The sequence below is a fragment of the Exiguobacterium sp. UBA7533 genome, assembly GCF_002479335.1.
Classification (GTDB): Bacteria; Bacillota; Bacilli; order Exiguobacteriales; family Exiguobacteriaceae; genus Exiguobacterium_A.
Genome location: NZ_DLMP01000011.1, coordinates 173,673 through 194,374 on the forward strand (window position 1 = coordinate 173,673; position 20,702 = coordinate 194,374).

Annotated in this window: 16 protein-coding genes and 1 riboswitch; of the genes, 2 read left to right on the forward strand and 14 right to left on the reverse strand. The window is 48.5% G+C overall.

The window, feature by feature from the left end:
* Nucleotides 1-16 precede the first annotated feature (16 nt).
* The 6 genes from B2U10_RS12405 to B2U10_RS12430 form a co-directional block, all read right to left on the reverse strand.
* Entirely contained in the window at nt 17-1,009 is a 993-nt protein-coding gene (locus B2U10_RS12405) for an aspartate-semialdehyde dehydrogenase (RefSeq protein WP_290754166.1), read from the reverse strand.
* Between the two features lie 13 nt (nt 1,010-1,022).
* Nucleotides 1,023-2,222, reverse strand: coding sequence for an aspartate kinase (locus tag B2U10_RS12410; RefSeq protein WP_035412361.1), 1,200 nt, complete (start codon nt 2,220-2,222; stop codon nt 1,023-1,025).
* 112 nt (nt 2,223-2,334) lie between these two features.
* Nucleotides 2,335-2,512: riboswitch (Lysine riboswitch) on the reverse strand.
* A gap of 70 nt (nt 2,513-2,582) precedes the next feature.
* A complete protein-coding gene (gene argH / locus B2U10_RS12415) occupies nt 2,583-3,953 on the reverse strand; it encodes an argininosuccinate lyase (protein WP_290788068.1) in 1,371 nt (456 codons plus the stop codon).
* Complete coding sequence (locus tag B2U10_RS12420; RefSeq protein ID WP_035412353.1) at nt 3,950-5,155, reverse strand: argininosuccinate synthase; 1,206 nt, start codon at nt 5,153-5,155, stop codon at nt 3,950-3,952. The genes argH and B2U10_RS12420 overlap by 4 nt, the downstream gene beginning before the upstream one ends.
* Nucleotides 5,156-5,273: 118 nt before the next feature.
* On the reverse strand, nt 5,274-5,702 hold the full coding sequence (locus B2U10_RS12425; protein ID WP_290788071.1) for a GNAT family N-acetyltransferase: 429 nt from the start codon (nt 5,700-5,702) through the stop codon (nt 5,274-5,276).
* Entirely contained in the window at nt 5,699-6,847 is a 1,149-nt protein-coding gene (locus tag B2U10_RS12430) for an alanyl-tRNA editing protein (protein ID WP_290788075.1), read from the reverse strand. The genes B2U10_RS12425 and B2U10_RS12430 overlap by 4 nt, the downstream gene beginning before the upstream one ends.
* Before the next feature lie 128 nt (nt 6,848-6,975).
* Between B2U10_RS12430 and phnF the strand changes: the two genes are divergently transcribed.
* On the forward strand, nt 6,976-7,710 hold the full coding sequence (gene phnF, locus B2U10_RS12435; protein ID WP_081780439.1) for a phosphonate metabolism transcriptional regulator PhnF: 735 nt from the start codon (nt 6,976-6,978) through the stop codon (nt 7,708-7,710).
* Nucleotides 7,711-7,766: 56 nt separating this feature from the next.
* On the opposite strand, the gene B2U10_RS12440 is transcribed toward phnF, so the two are convergent.
* The 5 genes from B2U10_RS12440 to B2U10_RS12460 all read right to left on the reverse strand — a co-directional run bounded on the left by B2U10_RS12440 (nt 7,767) and on the right by B2U10_RS12460 (nt 15,211).
* Nucleotides 7,767-8,876 (reverse strand): LCP family protein, encoded by a 1,110-nt coding sequence (locus B2U10_RS12440; protein ID WP_290754186.1) that lies wholly within the window; start codon nt 8,874-8,876, stop codon nt 7,767-7,769.
* Between the two features lie 324 nt (nt 8,877-9,200).
* On the reverse strand, nt 9,201-9,962 hold the full coding sequence (gene nagB / locus B2U10_RS12445) for a glucosamine-6-phosphate deaminase (protein WP_290754190.1): 762 nt from the start codon (nt 9,960-9,962) through the stop codon (nt 9,201-9,203).
* Nucleotides 9,959-11,116 carry an N-acetylglucosamine-6-phosphate deacetylase gene (gene nagA / locus B2U10_RS12450; RefSeq protein ID WP_290754194.1) on the reverse strand — a complete coding sequence of 386 codons (1,158 nt, stop codon included), beginning with the start codon at nt 11,114-11,116 and terminating at the stop codon, nt 9,959-9,961. Before nagA ends, nagB begins: the two co-directional genes overlap by 4 nt.
* Nucleotides 11,117-11,300: 184 nt before the next feature.
* Nucleotides 11,301-13,859 (reverse strand): bifunctional lysylphosphatidylglycerol flippase/synthetase MprF, encoded by a 2,559-nt coding sequence (mprF, locus tag B2U10_RS12455; protein WP_290788079.1) that lies wholly within the window; start codon nt 13,857-13,859, stop codon nt 11,301-11,303.
* Nucleotides 13,856-15,211 carry an MATE family efflux transporter gene (locus B2U10_RS12460; protein WP_290788082.1) on the reverse strand — a complete coding sequence of 452 codons (1,356 nt, stop codon included), beginning with the start codon at nt 15,209-15,211 and terminating at the stop codon, nt 13,856-13,858. The genes mprF and B2U10_RS12460 overlap by 4 nt, the downstream gene beginning before the upstream one ends.
* Before the next feature lie 92 nt (nt 15,212-15,303).
* Between B2U10_RS12460 and B2U10_RS12465 the strand changes: the two genes are divergently transcribed.
* Complete coding sequence (locus B2U10_RS12465) at nt 15,304-16,092, forward strand: CHAD domain-containing protein (RefSeq protein ID WP_290788085.1); 789 nt, start codon at nt 15,304-15,306, stop codon at nt 16,090-16,092.
* Here B2U10_RS12465 and glsA read toward each other — a convergent pair.
* From glsA to B2U10_RS12480, 3 genes are all read right to left on the reverse strand, one after another.
* The gene (gene glsA, locus B2U10_RS12470; protein WP_035412330.1) at nt 16,083-17,015 is read right to left on the reverse strand and encodes a glutaminase A; all 933 of its coding nucleotides are present in this window, start codon (nt 17,013-17,015) and stop codon (nt 16,083-16,085) included. The two genes, B2U10_RS12465 and glsA, sit on opposite strands and share 10 nt — an antisense overlap.
* 127 nt (nt 17,016-17,142) lie before the next feature.
* A complete protein-coding gene (gene clpB, locus B2U10_RS12475; protein ID WP_290788088.1) occupies nt 17,143-19,719 on the reverse strand; it encodes an ATP-dependent chaperone ClpB in 2,577 nt (858 codons plus the stop codon).
* Between the two features lie 6 nt (nt 19,720-19,725).
* Entirely contained in the window at nt 19,726-20,583 is an 858-nt protein-coding gene (locus B2U10_RS12480) for a DnaJ C-terminal domain-containing protein (RefSeq protein ID WP_035412324.1), read from the reverse strand.
* Nucleotides 20,584-20,702 lie beyond the last annotated feature (119 nt).

Sequence of the window (20,702 nt, forward strand, 5' to 3'; positions counted from 1 at the left end):
AAGAACTCCTCCTTTTTTATGAATGAATCGACTGTTCGATCGCTTGGCGTGCAACTTGTACGGCGTTCGACGCAGCACCTTTTCGGATGTTGTCAGCTACACACCAAAGATGGAACGTGTTCGCGAGACTATCATCTTGTCGAATCCGACCGACGTAGACGTCGTCCGTCCCACTCGCATCGAGTGGCATCGGATAGCGTGTATTCGCGACATCATCGACGAGGACGACGCCGGGTGCGTTTTTAAGTGCTTCACGGATTGTTGCAACCGTCGTCGGTTGTGTAAACGTGACATTGATTGCAACCGAGTGAGAGTTCGTGACCGGAACCCGGACACACGTCGCACTGACAGGCAATGCTGGAAGATTGAAGATTTTTCGTGTTTCATCAATCATCTTCTGTTCCTCTTTCGTATAGCCGTTCTCAAGGAACACATCGATATGCGGCAAGATGTTATCGTGAATCGGATGCGGATAATTGACAGGTTCTTCTCCGCGCGCCCCACGCGCCAAGTCCTCGATCCCTTTTTGACCAGAACCCGATACTGCCTGATACGTCGTGTAATTGATCCGTTCGAATCCCAGTGACTGGAGCGGTGCTAAGGCGACGACGGATTGAATCGTCGAACAGTTCGGATTCGCGATTAAGCGATCCATCGCTTGAATTGCTTGTGGATTAACTTCTGGTACGACGAGTGGAATCGTCTCCTGCATCCGGAAGGCACTTGAGTTATCGACGACGAGTGTTCCATTTTCAGCTAGTAAAGGGGCATATTGTTCACTGATCGTTCCGCCCGCTGCGAACAGCGCGACATCGATACCGTCTTCCGTAATGTTCGGTGTCAACGCTTGAATCGTGATGTCTTCTCCTTTGAACTGTACCGTGTTCCCTGCTGAACGAGCAGAAGCATAGGCGGATAAGCGGCTGACCGGGAAATCCAGTTCTGCGAGTACTTGTAACATTTTTTGACCGACGGCGCCGGTTGCTCCAATGACGGCTACATGATACATGCTGTTTTCCTCCTTATAACTCGAACGCGTTTGCAATCGCTGCAACCGTCCGTTCAATATCTGCTTGTGCAATCGTATACGAGATGCTGATTTCTGATGTCGTGACTTGATAGAACGGGATGTTCTCTGCTCGGAAGATCGCGAACAACTTTGAGGCAACACCTGTCGCATCCCGCATCCCGATTCCGACGACAGACAACTTCGCGTGCTGATCGTGGCGATCGACCTTGACTGTCGTGAAGCGATCCATAATATCTTTCAATGCTTCGTCGAGGAACTCTTCCTCGTCGAGTGGACAAGAGAACGATAAGAAGATGTCACTGTCGAACGTCGTTTGACTGATCATGTCGATATTGACGTGACGGTTCGATAAGAGTTCGAAGATATCGGCTACTGCTGCATTCGTTTGCGGTACGTGTTTGATTGATACCGTCAAGACGTTCTTCGTGACACTGACACTCGTCACCGCTTTTTGTTCCATTGTTTCCGTCGCTTCCATGATCCATGTTCCCCTTTTCGATTCAAGTGTTTTCCCGACGAAGATGTGTACGCCGTATTTTTTTCCTAGTTCGACACTTCGCATTTCCATGACCTTCGACCCGAGGGCGCTCATTTCCATCATCTCATCATACGAGATATGTGGAATCGGTTGAGCGGCGGCATGGATTCGCGGATCAGCTGTATAGACACCGTCGACATCGGTATAGATTTCGCACCGTTTATCAAGGACTGCCGCAAGGGCAACTGCCGTTGTATCCGACCCACCTCGTCCGAGTGTCGTCACGTCACCAAGTTCGTTGACACCTTGGAATCCGGCGACGATGACGACATCGTACGTTTCGAGTTTTTGTCGTAACAGATCTCCATCGATCTGTTTGATCTTACTTTTCGTATGCACGCCCATCGTGCTGATTCCTGCTTGAGCGCCTGTTTGCGATAACGCTTTGACACCGAGCGAGTTGAGGGCGATGCTGAGTAATGAAATCGTCTGTTCTTCTCCGATGGCAAGCAGTCGATCGAGTTCTCTTCGCTCGGGGCGATCCGTGATGGCTTGCGCCTGAGCGATCAAAGAATCTGTCATCTTGCCCATCGCCGAAACGACGACGACGAGTTTTTCACCTTCGGCTGCGCGACTCTTCAAATAATTCGCAATAGACTGAATCTGTTCGACAGTCGCAACCGAGCTTCCACCAAATTTAAGTACAGTTGTCACAATCCTATCTCCTTTGTCCCGATACAGAAAAAAACGACGGGCCGGTAGGAGCGTTCCTACGGCCCGTCGTTATCACGATCGGACAAACGAAGACAAAGTCATTCGTTCTTTTACGTAAGATAGCGCTCCGAAACATCGGTTTCGGCAGTACAACGGATCTTAACCGTTGTACCAGCAAATAAGAAGAAGCATCTTCTCGTTCACTTCGGCGGACTTCCCCTTTCACATCATTCAGCATGCTTGCCTTCAAGAATGATGCTACTCATGTCATCCGCGCCTCTATCTGTCGGTTGTTAGTTACAGTTATAGCAGACATCTTTTGTTAAATCCAGTCATTTGACTGATTTTTTTCAAAATTCGTCAATTCGCAAGATGCTGTTTCGCGAGTTCGAGTTGCTCCGAAACGGCAGCAAACCCTGTACCGCCGTAGCTTGTCCGGCGTGCCACTGCTTGAACCGGATCGAGGAGCGGATAGACGTCTTCTGTGATATCAGGATGGAACGTTTGATACGTCTCGAGATTCAAGTCCTTCAGGAAACAACCGTTCTGCACACAGTAAAGGACGGCTTTCCCTACGATTTCATGCGCTTCCCGGAACGGTATGCCTTTCGTTACAAGGTAGTCGGCGAGTTCCGTTGCATTCGAGAAGTCTTGCATTGTCGCCTTCTTGAGCGCTTCGGTCTTAAACGTCGCGGATTCAATCATTCCGGTGAAGATTTGAACGGACTTGAGAACGGTATCTGCTGTATCGAAGACCCCTTCCTTATCCTCTTGCATGTCTTTGTTGTAAGCGAGTGGTAATGCCTTCATCGTCGTCAAGAAGCCCATCAGGTTGCCGTAGACGCGACCTGTTTTTCCACGAATCAATTCAGCAAAATCAGGGTTTTTCTTTTGTGGCATCATGCTTGAGCCTGTCGAGAAGGCGTCAGACAACTCGATGAAGCCGAATTCTTGCGACGCCCAGATGATGATTTCTTCACAAAAACGTGAGAGATGCATCATGACGGTCGAGGCGATTCCGAGATATTCAATGACAAAGTCGCGGTCGGAGACAGCATCGAGACTGTTCGGATAGACCGACTCAAAACCGAGCAACTCGGCAGAACGGAAACGGTCGATCGGGAACGTGGTCCCCGCGAGCGCGCCTGCCCCGAGTGGTGATTTCCGAATTCGTTTTTGATTGTCCGTCAACCGTTCGACATCACGTTCGAACATCCAGAAATAAGCGAGCAAGTGATGCGCAAGCGAGATTGGTTGTGCCCGTTGCAAATGCGTATACCCCGGCATAACCGTCTCGATATGTTGCTCAGCTTGTTCCGTAATGACCGATTGGAGCTCGCGTAATGCCGTCGTCAACGCTTCGACATGCTGCTCCATCCATAGATGTAAATCGGTTGCGACTTGATCGTTTCGGCTCCGTGCCGTATGCAGTTTCCCTGCAACTGGACCGATCTGTTCCGTCAACAAACGCTCAAGATTCATATGAATGTCTTCGTCCGCTAATGTGTAGGAATGGTCCTTTAACGTCGCTTCGAGTTGCTTTAATCCTTGCTGGATTTGTGTCCACTCATCTTGAGCGAGAATCCCTTGTTCAAATAACATCTGTGCATGTGCGAGACTGCCTTTCAAATCAACGCTTGCTAATTTTTGATCGAACGTGATTGATGCTCCGAAGGCTTCCGCTTGAGCGGAAGCACTTTCCGTAAAACGTCCACCCCAGAGTTTGGTCATTTCGTTACACCCGCCTGACGATGTACACTCGCATGCGTTGAAACGGCAAGACCGTGTAATTTGATGAAGCCTTTTGCTGCTTCATGATCGAATGCATCTTCTTTCGTGTACGTCGCAAGTTTCTCATCATAAAGCGAGACAGCCGACTGACGACCTGTAACAGTTGCATTTCCTTTGAACAGTTTAACGCGAACTTCTCCTGTAACGTCCTGTTGTGTTGCCGTCAAGAAAGCTTTCAAGCCTTTCGTCAATGGCGCATGGAAGAGACCGTTGTAGATTGTTTCTGCGTATTGTTTGCTGAGTAATGGTTTGAAATGCGCGACGTCCTTCGTCAATGTAATCGTCTCGAGTGCAGCGTGCGCTTTGAGTAAAACAGTTGCGCCTGGGCACTCATAGACTTCCCGCGATTTGATACCGACGAGACGGTTCTCGACGTGGTCGATCCGTCCGACCCCATGTGCTCCAGCGATGATATTCAGTTCCGTAATCAGTTTCGCTAATGGATACGTCGTCCCGTTGATAGAAACTGGAACACCTGCTTCAAAGCCGATAATGACTTCTTCTGCCTGATCCGGAGCGTCTTCTGGTGCTACCGTCAACGCATATGCGTCTTGTGGTGGTTCTGTCCATGGATTTTCTAGGACGCCACATTCATTACTCCGTCCCCAAAGGTTCATGTCAATCGAGTATGGGCTATCGAGGTTGATCGGGATTGGCACATTGTTTTCTTTCGCGTAGGCGATCTCTTCTTCCCGTGACCATTTCCATTCCCGAACCGGTGCGATGACTTCGAGTGACGGATCAAGTGCCGCGACCGAAACTTCGAACCGGACCTGGTCATTCCCTTTTCCGGTACATCCATGTGCGACCGCCGTTGCACCATATTCATGCGCGACTTCGACGAGTTTTTCTGCGATCAACGGACGCGAAAGCGCTGAGATCAACGGATAGGCATTTTCGTAATGGGCGCCATATTGAAGTGCTGGCAAGACAAAGTCTTGTGCGAATTCTTCTTTGACATCGAGAACGATTGATTCGATCGCACCGACGAGGAGTGCTTTTTCCTTGATGACGGATAAATCTTTTCCTTCTCCGACATCCATGCATAAGGCAATGACATCATAGTCCTTGCTCAACCATTTGATGGCTACTGATGTATCGAGTCCCCCAGAGTACGCTAAGATTAATTTTTGTTTTGACATGTATAATTCCCTCCTGGTTTTTAATTCATTTGTCTGTATAAAAATTCATTATGAATTATATATATACATAGAAAACAAAAAAAAGAAACCCTTTTTGCAGGATTTCTTTCAAAATAACTTACATTTTCTTCTCCATCGTCCGGTGTGGAATGCCCGCATCGTCGAATTCATCGGAGACGATCGTATAACCAAGACCTTGATAAAACGGGATGGCTTGGACTTGTGCACCGAGTGTCAGCAGTTGTTTTCCTTCACGTCGCGCGATACGTTCCATCGCCTGCATCAACTCACCACCGTATCCTTTTCCTCGGGCTGTCGACAGCGTCGCCACACGCTCCACCTTCATCCGTTGGTCGTCATATGGTCGTGTGCGACCCGTTGCAACCGGTCGACTCTGTTCATCGAGGACAAGCAGATGAATCGCTGTTTCATCATGTGTATCGTATTCAAGATGACGTGGTACGCCTTGTTCCTCGACGAAGACACGCTCCCGGATCATCCGAACGGCTTGATGTTGTTCTGCTGTACGTACTTGAATGACTGTCATAACTGATATTCCTCCCGTAATCGATCGACATATGCCATCGCATCATCCCGATTCGTAAATTGTGCTTGTGCCTGAACCGCACTTCCTCCACCTCGTCCATTGAATGCTTGGACATGCGCTTTAGCGAACTTCCCGAGATGGGGTTCCCCTGGACTACTCATCAGTAACTTGTTTGTCGTCCCATTCCAGACGACGCCGACGCGTCCCGCTTCTTGGATCGCTTTAGCGAGTTGCTCGGATGCTTTGATTTCTTCATTCAGATGTTCAAACATCAGAATACCTTCTTGTTGTTCTAAAGCTTGAGCGAGCGTGAATGTTGCAAGTTGTTCCTGGGCGTGTTCGACCTGTTTCGTTAAGCGTTTCTGTTCTTCTTGTAACGCTTGAACGGCTTCTAGCATTTGAACCGGCTTGACTGACAAAGCTTGCGCCGCTTCCCTCAAGGCGTGACGTTCTGACTGAACAAGTTGGTATGCCCGTTCCTTTGCGACATAGGATAGACGAATGTTCCCACGAATCCGTTCGACCCCAGTAAAGAGAATCAACTCGAGCTGTGCCGTCGAATCGAGATGCGTCCCACCACAGGCACTATAATCAAGTGTGCCGATTTGAACGACACGAATTCGTCCTTCGACTTGTGGTGTTTTTCGTAATGGTAGACGTAGGACTTCCTCCTCGTCATATTCAGTCGCCGTGATCGGTAATCCTTGTTCAATCACATGTCGTAATCGTCGATCCAGCTGTTCTTGTTGAATAGTTGTCCATTCAGGTGTCTCGATATCAAGCGTCGAAACCTCACTTCCCGTCCGAAAACTAAGCGTTTTGATGTTCGATTCATCGTGTAAGATCGCAGAGATGACGTGTTGTGCCGTATGTTGCGCCGCATGATCAATTCGGACTGCATCATCTATGATCCCGGTGACGTCTCCTGTGAGCGGATTCGCCAGTTGATGCCAGACGACACCGTCTTCGATTTGAACGTCAAGGACAGGTTGGTTGTTCAATGTTCCACGATCCGCTGGCTGTCCACCGCTCTCCGGATAAAAGTAACTTTTCTCTAAAGCAACCCAATAGCCGTCTACTTGTTTTGTCGCACGAAGGGATGTCTGAAAGGTTCGGACATCGGATTCTATTTGTTCGGGGCGCATGCCTCGACCACCTTTCTCTGTCAGTTTCACTCTGTATTATGCCATATTTCATCCAGAACCGTTTGTCGGCTTGCCTTTTTCCTAGTACACTAGACGAAAGACTACCGATCGCGAAGGGACGAAATGCCGTGATTCAGCACATCAATAAAAATTCACCACTCCCCATTTACTATCAAATTGAAGCTGCCTTAAAACAACAAATCGAAAGCGGCGTCCTTCAACCTGGAGACTTGATTCCGTCCGAGCGCGAATTCGCCGAGGCCCACCAAATTAGCCGAATGACGGTTCGTCAAGCCATTTCAAACTTGGTCAACGCTGGTTACTTGATTCGTCAAAAAGGACGAGGAACATTCGTCGCGAATAAAAAAATCGTCATGCAACTTTCCGGTTTGACGAGTTTCTCGGAAGAGATGGAACATCTTGGACTAGAACCGACGAGTGCGCTCCTCTCCTATCAAATCATCGACGCGTCGATGACGATCGCAAATAAGCTCCGGATTCGTGAAGGCGCATCCGTATATGAATTGAAGCGTTTACGTATTGCTGATGAGCAAGCTCTTGCTCTTGAGACTGTCTACATCCCAGAGCAACTCCTGCCTGGACTCGATCAAGACGTCGCGACCGCATCACTTTATGCATTTGCTGAAGCGAGTGGATTAAACCTCGGACGTGCGAGTCAAACGTTTGAATCACGTCTCGCGACAAAGGAAGAAGCGAGTCACCTTGGCTTGTCGACCGCTTCGCCTGTCTTATCCGTCGAGCAACTGACGTATCTCGCGACGGAACAACCGTTTGAATACGTCATCTCTGCTTACCGAGGAGATCGATATACCTTCACTGTCGAAATGGAACGCCAACGTTGAAAAACCCCTCGAACCGCCGTACTGTGACGGTGATTCGAGGGGTTTTCGTGTATAGATTACTGCGCAGGGATCGTTTCTGTCTCTGGTGCTTGTTCTGTCGTATCTTGTACAGCATCCGTTTCATCTGCGATCGGCTTGACTTCTTGACCTTGCATCGCTTTCGCTAAGTTGCTCTTCACTTGTTCCAGTTGATTCGGATCGAGGTGGTATTCCCATTTCCCGCTAATGCCGATATAGCCTTCTCCAGCGAGCTGATACTCCGTTGTGTCACGGAGTGCTGCAGTGAAATCTGCTAAGCGTGTGTAATCATTCGGTCCTAAGTTTGTTTCAACATTATCACCCACGGCATCCAAAATATCACGGTATGCACTGAGCGAACGGAAACTTGCCGCTTCTTTTGCGACCGCTTGAATGACTTGCATCTGTTTTTGTCCGCGACCGATATCACCGAGCGGATCATCATGACGGTTCCGGACATAGGCCAGTGCCTGTTCCCCCGTCAAATGTTGCTTTCCTTTATCAACGGTGATGGTACCCGCTTTACGTTTTGAATCTTGTTCTTTAAACGCATACCGTACATCGATATTGACACCATCTAATGCATCAATCAATTGAACGAATCCTTGGAAATTAACTTTGATGACGTGATCGATTTGAATCCCGAGTAGGTTTTCTGTCGTTTCACGTGCTAATTTAATGCCGTTGTAGGAATTCGATTTATCCATCGAACCGAAGTAAAGGGCATGTGTGATCTTATCTTGCTCAACAGCTGTCTTGCCGTACGGGATGTCATATTTCGAATAATCGATGTTCACGAGTGAATCACGTGGGATACTCGTCAACACTAATTGTTCCGTCTTTTTGTTCAAAATTCCGACGATCATGACGTCTGAACGAGCTGGTTCATGACGTTCCTTGCTTTTTTTCGTTTCATCCGTTCCGAGAATCAAGAATGATTCAGACGGAACATCATCATATTTAGAGCTCACTTTTGAGCCGGGAATCTTAATCTGCGTCTTTGCCAATGTTTCTTGCGTTTTGATAAAAACAGCTCCAGCATAACCAGAACCGATGATTGTGACGAGCAGGACGAGTGCAGCGACGACTTTCATGAACATCTTGCCAGCACTTGGCTGTCTCTTTCGTGCGGATCGCGTTTCCATCATGTAAACCCTCATTTTCATGTAAATTTTCCGTAAAGTTCGCTAATCTCCATTATCCGGACATTTAATGAAATGTCAATTTACGTTTCGATTAAAGAAACCGCACAGAATAGTTGCATCTAAAATAATTCCGGTATCGTAGCACTTTGCCTGATTAGCATGAATGCTACCAGCATGTCGTCTTTCGTTATTTCCTCACCTATCTCACGTTAAAATATAAAATCGCATGAGACCGGGCTTTATTCCCTTCTTTCATGAACCACAAAAAAGGTACAAAGCCAATTGATGGGGTGGCTCTGTACCTTGTAATTCATTCGTGTTTCTCCATCATGCTTTCATGAAATTCAAATAAGCAGCCCGCCCTGTACGTTTAGCGTCATCTGACAATAAAGAGGCGGCCTCTTCGTCGAGGATCACCATAACATCGGCATGGCGTTTGAGCACGGTCGCCGGACAATCCGTCGTCGCGACCCCTTCCATCATATCGCGTACGGCTTCTGCCTTTCGTTCGCTTGAAGCGACGAGAAGGATTTTTTTTGCTTCCATGATCGTACCGATTCCCATCGTGATCGCTTTCGTCGGCACTTCCTCCAATCGATCAAAGAAACGTTGATTCGCTTCTCGCGTCGATTCCGTCAATTCCGTCACGTGTGTCTTCGCATCGAACGGCGTACCTGGTTCATTGAAAGCGATGTGTCCATTCGCTCCGATTCCGAGCAATTGGATATCGATTCCTCGCTTGCGCACGAGCGCCTCGTATCGTTCACTTTCTTTAACCGGATCTTCCGTATTCCCGATTGGTACGAAAGACTCCTTGAAACGTACATCATTAAACAAGTGTTCTTGCATGAACGTATGGTAGCTTTGTGGATGTTCTGGGCTAAGACCGACATATTCATCTAGATTGACCGTCGTCACATGTCTGCAGTCAAGCGAGTCCTTCCGCCATTCCTCATACACACCGACCGGTGAACTGCCCGTCGCAAGCCCTATTGTTAATCCTTCCGGATGACGTTCAATTTCCTGTTTCAAAAATTGATACGCCACATGCGCTAATTCTTCTCCTTTTTCTACAATCATCCATTTCATGAGGTAGACTCCTTTCCGTTCGTGATCCGGTATCGCGTACCACGATGAATCGTTTCTTGAATGTGTAATCCCTCGTCGAGCAACACAATATCCGCATCCTTACCGACCGAGAGACTTCCCTTTTGTGTCAACTGAAGCTCTTTTGCCGCATTGACCGATGTCATACGAACCGCTTCTTCGAGCGTACAACCTGTATAGGCGATGATGTTTCGTAAAGCGGCGTCCATCGTCAAAATACTTCCGGCTAAACTACCATTCTCAAGGCGTGCCGCACCGTCTCGAACGAATACAGCTTGTCCCCCTAACTCGTATTCACCTTCTGCGAGTCCTTTGGCGCGCATCGCATCCGTGATGACGATCAATCGATCTGCACCCTTCATCCGGTAGGCGAAGTCCACCATTTCCGGTGCACTATGAATCCCGTCCGGAATGATCTCGGCATAGACTTCCGGTGTCAGGAGACAGTACCCGACTGTTCCCGGTTCCCGGTGATGCAGCGCACGCATTTGATTGTAGAGATGAGTACCATGGGTGACATGACCAGCTTGGTTTTGGGTATACGTCGCATCCGTATGGCCGGCAGACGGAATCGCACCCGTTAATCGCACTGCCTCCTCGAATGCACGCGCTCCCGGGCGTTCTGGGGCATAGGTCACGAGTTTGATCGTATTGCCAGACGCTTCCTGCCATTTCAGGAACTGTTCGACATCGGGTTCAACGATATATTCGCGCGGTTGCGCACCAGCATAATCCGGGTTGATAAACGGTCCTTCGAGATGAACACCGACGATCGTCGTGTCCTCTTCCTCAACGACTGTTCGCACCGTCTCGAGCGCTCGTGTGATGTCTGCCCAATCTTGGGTGATCGTCGTCGCTAAAAAGGACGTCACGCCTTCTTGTAACATCTGTCGACTGAAATGATGCAACCTTTCGGCATCTCCATCCATGACATCGACATCATATCCCCCATGAATGTGCACATCGATCATTCCAGGAATGAGTGATTGATGGTGCGCATCGATCGTCTCTTCTCCTGCGATTTCCTCAAATTCCGACATTGTTCCAATCGCCTCGATGGTTCGGTCAAAGCGAATGAACCCGTCTTCAATCGTCTGCTCTCCCGTGTAAATCCGGGCATTGATGATCACTGTCATCTGGCATCACCCTTTCTCTATCCGTTCCATGACTTGCTTTCGTATTTAGTATAACGTGATTATTTCTAGTTGTATAGACCTTTATACATTTGAACTGAAATTGCAAAAGGGCGATCCCGTTTGTCATTAGACAAAGGGTCGCCCTTTGTATACCCGTCTACTGCCATCTTCATGCGTCAGTCGATCAGGGTAATAAAATTCGGTCTTTCTTTCGAGAAATCAGACGCGTCGCTTTTAAGATTGCTATCGGTAACGATTGCCGCTTTCGGTAAGCAAGGTAGCGCCCTTCCCATTTTGGATCGTATTTTTCTTTGTATCGTCGTAGACCCGTGAAACTATACATGTAACGAATATTATTGAAGACATCTGCCGCCACACGTTCTTGCCAGAAGGACGTTTCATCCTCGCCAACGGACGAGAGTGGCGCCATTCCCATGTTGAATGTCCGGTAGCCTTCTTCTTTCGCATATTCGAATAGCCGAATGAACATCGCATCCATAATCCCGTTCGGTCCGTCCGGTCGAAAACGCATCAAGTCAATCGATAGGACTCCCTCTTGGTAAGCAGGCATGAACGTCATGAATCCAATCAACCGTCCTTCCGCTTCACGCATGATGCCGATTGGTGCTCGATTTAAGTAAGGTTTGTGGAAGTAACCGAGTGAGAAGCCTTTTTCAGACTTCCCACCTAACCATTCATCCGAGACCTCTTGCAGTTCTGCTAACAATGTATCCGAAAAAGGTGGCTCGATCACTTCAAACGTCATACCTTCTCGTTCAAAGCGATTTTTAATCGAGCGAAGTCCAGCTCGTTTTTTTCCTGATACGGTGAAAGACGGAATATCGACGATCGCTTCTTCGCCGAGTTTGAAGAAGTTGAAGCCGAAATCATGATACAGCGACATGTTTTGTGCTTGAATCTGATAGATGTTCGGAATGTATCCGAGATCTTCGACACGGCGCAGGAAGGAGGCGATGACTTGTGAATGCTCCTTTGGATCTCCACTTGGATCACCGAGTACCATGATCCGGTTGCCAGTCTGACTAAACTGAATGAACGAACGACCTGTTTCGGAAAAGAAGAAGCGCTTATCTCCGAGAAACGCCAAATGGCTCAAATAATTGCCACCCTGTTCACGTAATACCGTTTCGATTTTTTCAGCATCAAACTGCTCCCCGAGCACCGGTTGATTAAATGTGTTAAACAAGCGTATGAAAACTAATCCATAAACGAGCGCAAAGATGGATGAGCTTGCGGCAAACATGAAAATCTCATGCGACGGATACACTTCTGTTCCGTCTGCCGACCCGAGTGTATAAAAAGCGTATCCGAAAAAGACGAACCCGCCAATGTACAACAGACCAACGAACGCAACCCGGATGAAACGCGACGTCGTAATCAGTGTCCGTTCCCGATGAAACGCGTTACGAGACATCAGTAACAATCCGAGGACGACGACGACGGCAAGGAAGGAAATCAAGTTAAATCCACGAAGTGCCATCCCGACCAGCGCGAAGAACGATGCGCCATACATCATATACAAGGAACGCTTCGTTCGACGATAGAGCGCCGTCGATAAGAGGACAAATAATAGTCCGCCCATCAAAAAGAAACTGTTTGCGAGCAACAACGCTTCATGGGGCAATTTAGATTCCAGATATTCATATTGTGTCGAGACCGGTGGCAAAATCGCTAGCCCCCAGATCGTGATACCCGCGACAAGCGTAATCAACGCTAAGGTGAAGTGACGAATTTTACTGAGGAATCGCAATTGCAAGCGCCAAATGACACCCCCGACCTCAACCGACGGACCAACAATGGGTTTATCTTCGATCATCTTGACGACTGGACCACTAAACTCTCGAGCCGAGAAGACGACACCGATTAAGAAGGGAATCAAGTAATAAACGAGACGATAAATCAATAATCCCGTCAAGACGATGCCTTCCTCGACTCCGGCACGCTGCATACCGATCAAAAAGACTAAGTCGAATGAACCGAATCCGCCAGGTACCATCGAAATCAAACCGGCTGTCGCAGCGATGATGAAGACACCGATCACTTTTGCAAAACTGACGTCTGTTCCGAGTGCTGCCAAAATGAGATAGACGACGACACCGGCACTAAACCACTCCGCAAACGATACAACGGAGTATAAGGCAATCGATTTCGGATGAATGCTGCTGTTCCCACGTCGAAACGAGAACAATAGATAGAGCGGGAAGAATAAGGCAACACCGATGATGACAGGCCATAACCATTTCTTCATTTCAAGCACTTCAAACGCTGGGAAGACGTGCAAGAGGGATAACGTCGATAAGATTGACAAACCGCTAATCAATGTCGGCGCCATCCAACCGATCGCTTTCAACAGGCGTCCGCCTTCAACGAATGGTCGATACAGGGCGGACCGGATGGCCACCCCTGCGAGACCTCCGAAACCGATGATGCCATTAAAGGAGTTCGCAATCCAGGACGCTCGGAAAATCAATCCGACTGGTGCTTTTGCTTCTAGCGAGCGCAACAAAAAGAAGTCATAAAAGAACATCGTCGAGACTGCCACGAGACCTGCGAGAATCAACAGGATGAACTGCCAAGATGGTACTTGGCGGATTGCTTGAATCGATTCCTTTAGAGACAAACTGCGTAATTCATTTTGTCCTTGATAAAAAATGAATCCGATCAAGACGATCGGCAAGATGATCTTCGCAATCGTCATGAGCCGTTGTTTTGAGAATTTCAAGATGCCAGCCTCCTTGATTTACGGATTAAGTACATAAGACGAACAAGCAATAGTGTCGCTCCGACCGCAAGACCGATGATCAATCCCCACCAGTATCCATCTGGTCCAAGTGCTGTGTAGCGTTCAAGATAAAAACCTAATGGTAGTCCAATGACCCAGTAGGCTACGATCGTCAATAAGAAGGTGACGTTGACGTCTTTGAACCCACGTAGTGCACCTTGCGTTGGTGCAGCGACGGCATCTGACAATTGGAAGAATATCGCGAGAATCATAAAGTGTGCAGCTGCTTCGATGACTTTTGGGTCTCGACTATATAACGCTGCGAGTTCTTCATTCTTTAAGTACAACAGGATACCGGAAAACATGGAAACCGCAACACACATCGTCAACCCGATGCCAACATACTGAACCGCATCCTTGATCCGTTTAGCACCGACCTCGAAACCGACTGTGATTGTCAATGCGGACGCAGCGGACAACGGAATCATATAGACGAACGAGGCGAAGTTGATGGCAGCCTGATAGGCACCGATGATGACGTCGCCATACGCTCCAAGCAACAAGGTGACGGCTGAAAAAATACTGACTTCTGAAAAAATCGCGAGACCGATCGGCGCACCGAGTAGAATCAACTCCTTGATCCGCTTCATGTCCGGACGGTAAAAACGTCGGAGAACACCAAGACGCTGGAACAGCTCTCCTTTCATGACGACAGCGATGATTGCTAGACAAAGAATCCAGTACGTGATGGCAGTCGCAACTCCCGCACCGACACCACCGAGTTCCGGAAAACCGAAGTTTCCGAAAATGAATAGATAATTGAAAAGGACGTTAATGGGTAAAGAGATTAGTAGTAAGACCATCGTAATGTTCGATTTTCCTAATGAATCGATGAGTGTTCGTAAGACGAAGAAAACGAACATCGGCACGATGCCGAGCGCTAGCATCACGAGATAGTTCCGCGCGACTTCGCGCGCTTCTACCGATAACTCCATCCGCTCGAGAATCGGATTGACAGCGAGAAGTCCGATGACGACTGTCAAACCGATGATCACGACAGCGACGTACAACGCCTGCATGACGATCCGTTTGACTTCCCGCTCGCGTTTCGCTCCCATCGCTTGAGAAACGAGCGGCGCGACGGCAAGTAGAATACCGGTCAATCCTGTGTAAACAGGTGCCCATAGACTCGCTCCGACACCGACTCCTGCTAAATCAGCAGAGCCATATCGACCGGCCATGACCGTATCAAAAAAACTGATTAAATAAAACGCGACTTGCGTTACGAGAATTGGAAAGAAGATTTTCATGAATTGTTTCATCTTTCCTGAGAACGTAACTGTTTCTAACATGTTTCCACCACATTTCAGGAGGAGTCCTCCTTAATTTTAAAACGCATCATTCTTGAACTCTTACGAAATCAATCCAAGGAGGGATTCATCTCATGAACCATCGAGATACTGAAAAGCTAACTTTTGAACTACTCGAGACCTGGTCTACCTTCAATCATTATGCCAAAGAATCACAAACGTTTGAAAATCCGGAAGATATCCATCAAGCCCGGATTCGCTTGCGGAAACTGATCACGTTCGCTCGATTGGTCGAGTTGACGGAAGAACCCGTCTATTTGATTTGGAAGCGTCTGATGCACGCCTTCGGTGAAGTGCGCGATCTCGACGTACAGCTCGAAGCGACTTCGAAAAAAACAGAAATCGACCAATTGTTCGCAAACCATGTCGCCTTACAACTCCAAGGAAAACGTTCGACCTTGATTGAGACGATGCATCTCTTGATCTCAAATGAACTAGATCGATCCGTCCGTCGATTTTTAGCGAGTCCGATGACAAAACGCCTCAAGCGGATGTCAGAAAAAGAACTGATTCATGCCGCGGAGAAACGCTATGAGAAAAAACGTGAACAATTTGAAAAAGTACAACTAAAGGATGGTCCAAAACGTATCGAACGGATGCATGAGTTGCGGCTTGCGACGAAAGCGTACCGCTATACGGTCGAGTACTTGCGTCCCTATACGAATCAACCGAAGTCCGCTGTCGATCGTCTAAAAACTACCCAGACGCAACTCGGACATATCAATGACACGTATCAGCGACTGGAAAGATGGCGGTCATTCGAGGTTCCGACTGCTTATCAAGCAGAGCGCTTGCATCAGATCAAACGCTTAGAGGATGAACTGCGTAACGCACTCGATCAAGTTGAGATCGCTCACGGGTGACGTTGAACAAGTAGTTCAAGCATCTTTGTTCCGGCAATCGAATTGCCTTTCGCGTCAAGGGAAGGACCAAACACACCGATTCCGAGATCAGCCATATCGAAATCACTTCTACCACAGGCAACGACCGCACCGGAAACACCACTTTTTCCAGGAAGTCCGACTTGGACAGAAAATTCTCCAGATGCATCATACATGCCACATGTCGTCATGATGGCCCGGATGATTCGTGCGTTACGTCGCGAGATGACTTGACGCCCGGATGGCGTTTTTCCAGATGTACTTAAAATTTTCCCCATCATGGCAAGTCCTTTACAGTTCGTCAAAATCGCACATTGTTTCGTGTAGACGTCGATGATCTCTTCGACGTTGCCTTCGATGACGCCGTGATAGCGCATGAAGTAGAGCAACGCTCGGTTCAAATCTGTCGTTTCGAATTCTGATTCAGCGACATCTGCGTCATATTTTACCATTTCTACTTTAATATCCAATAGTTTTGCGATGAATTGACGCAATTGCAGTAATTTATCCGCAGCATCCGTTCCCGGCAACATGCTGGTCACTGCTAGTGCTCCTGCATTGATCATTGGATTGAGCGGTTTTGTCGGAATCGTCTCTTCAAGTTTCGCAATCGAATTGAACGCATCACCCGTCGGTTCCATCCCAACTTTCGAAAAGACATAATCTTCTCCGAATGTCTCGAGGACGAATGCCAGTGTAATGATCTTCGACACACTCTGTAATGTAAACATCGTGTCCGCATCACCTGCCGAAACGAACGTCCCGTCGGCATTACAGACAGCGATACCAAGTTGGGTCGGATCAACTTTCGCAAGCTCTGGGATGTAACTTGCGACTTGTCCAAGCACCGTATACGGACGACACTCCTCAATCAACTCCTCGAGTTGGGCTTGTGTAACATTCATGGCGTTCCCTCTTTCTCTTTTTTTCTAGCTTATCACGCATCTGGTGGATGCGGATATGGTTCTTCCGTAAACGCTAAAAGGAGTCGACTCGTTTCAGCTGAGTCGACTCCTTTTTCTAGCATCTGCTTTATCCGTTTACGACTAGTTCACCGTCTGCTACATCGATCGCAATCTGGGAACCATCTTGAATCGCCCCACTGATCAAAGCTCGGGCAAGCTTCGTCTCAATCGTCCGTTGCATATAACGGTTGATTGGACGCGCACCGTATTGCGGTTCGAATGCTTCTTCAAAGATCAGCGTCTTCGCAGCATCCGTGACATTAATCGTAATGCCGCGTCCAGACAAGCGAGAAGTCATCTTCTCGACCGCTTTGTCGATGATTCGTTCGATCTCTGTCCGGTGGAGTGGATGGAACAAAATCGTATCATCAATCCGGTTTAAAAATTCCGGTCGGAAGTGACGCTTCAGTTCTTGGCGAACGGCTTCTTCTTCCGCCGCATCGATGACACCATCTTTTGCTGCTTCAAGCAAGATGGGCGCACCGATGTTTGATGTCATGATGACGATCGTGTTCTTGAAGTCGACGACACGTCCTTGCGCATCTGTTAACCGACCATCGTCGAGCAACTGAAGCAAGATATTGAAGACATCTCCGTGCGCTTTTTCGATCTCATCGAATAGAAGAACCGAATACGGGCTCCGTCGGACGGCTTCCGTCAATTGACCGCCTTCTTCATAACCAACGTATCCTGGAGGCGCACCGACGAGACGGGAGACATTGTGTTTTTCCATATACTCCGACATATCGATGCGGACGATATGATCTTCACTATCAAACATCGCTGCCGCCAAGGCTTTTGCAAGTTCTGTCTTCCCGACTCCTGTCGGACCAAGGAACAAGAACGAGCCGATCGGACGATTCGGATCCTTGATACCTGCTCGCGCTCGAATGACAGCATCCGCGACGAGACGGACCGCTTCGTCTTGACCAAAGACACGCTCATGAAGCGTATCTTCAAGATAAAGTAATTTTTCGCGTTCGCCCTGCGCAAGCCGCGTCACCGGAATGCCAGTCCATTTCGAAACGATGTCGGATATCTCTTCTTCCGTCACGGCTTCTCGAACAAGTTCGTGTGAGACGTGTTCAGATGATTCCTCCGCGACTTTCAGACGTGCCTCAAGATCCGGAATTTGACCGTACTTAATTTCCGATGCCCGGTTCAAATCATAGCGCCCTTCCGCTTCTTGTAACGCCAGTTTCGCCTTCTCAAGATCCGCACGTAACTGCTGGACACTTTGCGAACTCTCTTTTTCCCGTTCCCATCGTGTCCGCAACGCACTCTCGTCTTCCCGGACAGAGCTGAGCTCTTGCTGTAAGACGGCAAGTCGTTTCCGGGATGCTTCATCCGTTTCTTTTTTTAACGCCGCTTCTTCGATTTCGAGCTGCATGACTCGGCGGACGAGCGAGTCGAGTTCAGCGGGCATCGACTCCATATCCGTCCGAATCATTGCACATGCTTCATCGACGAGATCAATCGCCTTATCCGGCATGAACCGGTCCGTGATATACCGATCGGATAACATCGCCGCCGCGACGAGCGCATTATCATGAATCCGTACACCGTGGTGAATCTCGAACCGTTCTTTTAATCCACGCAGAATGGAAATCGTATCCTCGACATCCGGTTCCGCGACGAGGACTTGTTGGAAACGACGTTCGAGCGCCGGGTCCTTTTCGATATACTTCCGATACTCATCTAGCGTCGTCGCACCGATACAGTGCAATTCTCCTCGCGCAAGCATCGGCTTGAGCATATTTCCAGCATCCATTGCGCCGTCCGTCTTCCCAGCACCGACGATTGTATGCAGCTCATCGATGAATAAGAGAATCTGTCCTTCGGCTTCCTTGACTTCATTCAGGACTGCCTGCAGGCGCTCTTCGAACTCACCCCGATACTTCGCACCAGCGACGAGCGCACTCATGTCTAAACTGAACAACTGCTTGTTTTTCAGACTCTCCGGTACATCCCCTCGAACGATCCGTTGCGCGAGTCCTTCAACGATTGCCGTTTTCCCAACACCGGGTTCTCCAATCAAGACGGGATTGTTTTTTGTCTTCCGACTCAAAATCCGGATGACACGTCGAATCTCATCATCACGACCGATGACCGGATCTGTTTTCCCGGACCGGAAATCCGCTACGAGATCACGTCCATATTTTTTCAGCACATCAAACGTCTCTTCAGGATTTTTCGTCGTCACCTTCCGATTTCCTCGCATACTGACGATCGCTTCCCGAAGTGTCTCTTCCGTTATGCCTTGACGACGTAAATATTGAGCTGCTGGACTTGATTGTTTGATCAATGCTAACAATAAGTGTTCGACGGAGACATAGTCATCCTGCATAAGACGCGCTTCCGTCTCTGCTTCCGTCAATACGTTCAGCAACGAGCCCCCGATCCGAGGCGTCGTCGCCTGGGACAAGGCAGGAAGCTTGCCGATCGCTTCGTCAATCGCTGCATTCAATGTCTCAATCCGTTGATTCAGCTTTTCAAAGACGACCCGTGCAATTCCCTCTTCTTGAGCAAGTAAGGCAAGCAATAAATGCCACTCTGTGATTTCACTATGACGACGTTGTTTCGCAATCGCTTGGGCAGAGACGATTCCCTCGTGTGCCCGATCCGTTAAACGTTCAAAATCCATCCTTGATCACTCCTTCACTGCAAGCTGACGTTCCCACTCTTCATAAAAGGCGCGGTCCATCTCAGGTAACTTGACTTCGAGTTGAACGAGTAACGCCCCACGATGACCATTCGCTTGACTCAGACCACGATTTGGAATCCGAAGTCGTGCTCCTGGTTTTGTGCCCGGTTTGACTTTCAGTTTGATGCGTTTTCCTTCGAGCGTATCCGCGACGACTTCGCCTCCAAGTACAAGTGTCGTCGGATGAACGCGGACGGTCGAGATGACGTCTTGGTCGACCCGTCGGAACTGATCGTCATCCTTCAGGTGAATCGTCACGTAAACATCTCCCGCGACACCTTGTCGGTTACGCATCGAACTTTTTCCACGTAAGCGGACTTTTTTGCCGTCATAGACATCTTTCGGTAGCGTCAACTGAATCGAACCGGTCGCAAGACGCACCGTGACTTTTTCATTCGTACTGAGATGACTGAGTGGAACCGTCAATTCAAGCTCTTCATCGGTCGACACTTCTTCCTGACTAAAGAACGAACCGAACATGTCTTCAAATCCGAACGATTGTCCAGGTCGTGTCCGTCCACCACCTCCGAACTGTCGGAACAGATCTTCATAATCTCCAGCGCCCCCAGCTCCAGCACCTGCCATCCGGTCGAAGTTACTGCCGTATCGATCGTACTGTGCTCGTTTCTCCTCATCCCCAAGCACATCGAAGGCTTCTTGGATATCCTTGAAGCGCTGGTCCGCACTCGCCTCCTTGTTGACGTCTGGATGATATTGCTTCGCCAGTTTGCGGTACGCGCGCTTGATATCTTGATTCGATGCATCCTTTGCGACACCGAGTGTTTGATAATAGTCTTTTGCCATTCGAGTTCACTTCCTTTTCCTATACTTCATTACCTTAATTATAAAAGTCACATCTTAATTGGTCAAATATAGTCAAACTTTTTTCTGACATTCTGTTCTCTTTTCACTTTACGTCCTTG

Bases quoted from the DNA above. Each gene is read 5' to 3' on its own strand.
- B2U10_RS12405 (WP_290754166.1), bottom strand. From the start codon at position 1,009: ATGTATCATGTAGCCGTCATTGGAGCAACCGGCGCCGTCGGTCAAAAA.
- argH (WP_290788068.1), bottom strand. From the start codon at position 3,953: ATGACCAAACTCTGGGGTGGACGTTTTACGGAAAGTGCTTCCGCTCAA.
- B2U10_RS12420 (WP_035412353.1), bottom strand. From the start codon at position 5,155: ATGTCAAAACAAAAATTAATCTTAGCGTACTCTGGGGGACTCGATACA.
- B2U10_RS12425 (WP_290788071.1), bottom strand. From the start codon at position 5,702: ATGACAGTCATTCAAGTACGTACAGCAGAACAACATCAAGCCGTTCGG.
- B2U10_RS12430 (WP_290788075.1), bottom strand. From the start codon at position 6,847: ATGCGCCCCGAACAAATAGAATCCGATGTCCGAACCTTTCAGACATCC.
- B2U10_RS12440 (WP_290754186.1), bottom strand. From the start codon at position 8,876: ATGATGGAAACGCGATCCGCACGAAAGAGACAGCCAAGTGCTGGCAAG.
- nagB (WP_290754190.1), bottom strand. From the start codon at position 9,962: ATGAAATGGATGATTGTAGAAAAAGGAGAAGAATTAGCGCATGTGGCG.
- nagA (WP_290754194.1), bottom strand. From the start codon at position 11,116: ATGACAGTGATCATCAATGCCCGGATTTACACGGGAGAGCAGACGATT.
- B2U10_RS12460 (WP_290788082.1), bottom strand. From the start codon at position 15,211: ATGTTAGAAACAGTTACGTTCTCAGGAAAGATGAAACAATTCATGAAA.
- B2U10_RS12465 (WP_290788085.1), top strand. From the start codon at position 15,304: ATGAACCATCGAGATACTGAAAAGCTAACTTTTGAACTACTCGAGACC.
- glsA (WP_035412330.1), bottom strand. From the start codon at position 17,015: ATGAATGTTACACAAGCCCAACTCGAGGAGTTGATTGAGGAGTGTCGT.
- clpB (WP_290788088.1), bottom strand. From the start codon at position 19,719: ATGGATTTTGAACGTTTAACGGATCGGGCACACGAGGGAATCGTCTCT.
- B2U10_RS12480 (WP_035412324.1), bottom strand. From the start codon at position 20,583: ATGGCAAAAGACTATTATCAAACACTCGGTGTCGCAAAGGATGCATCG.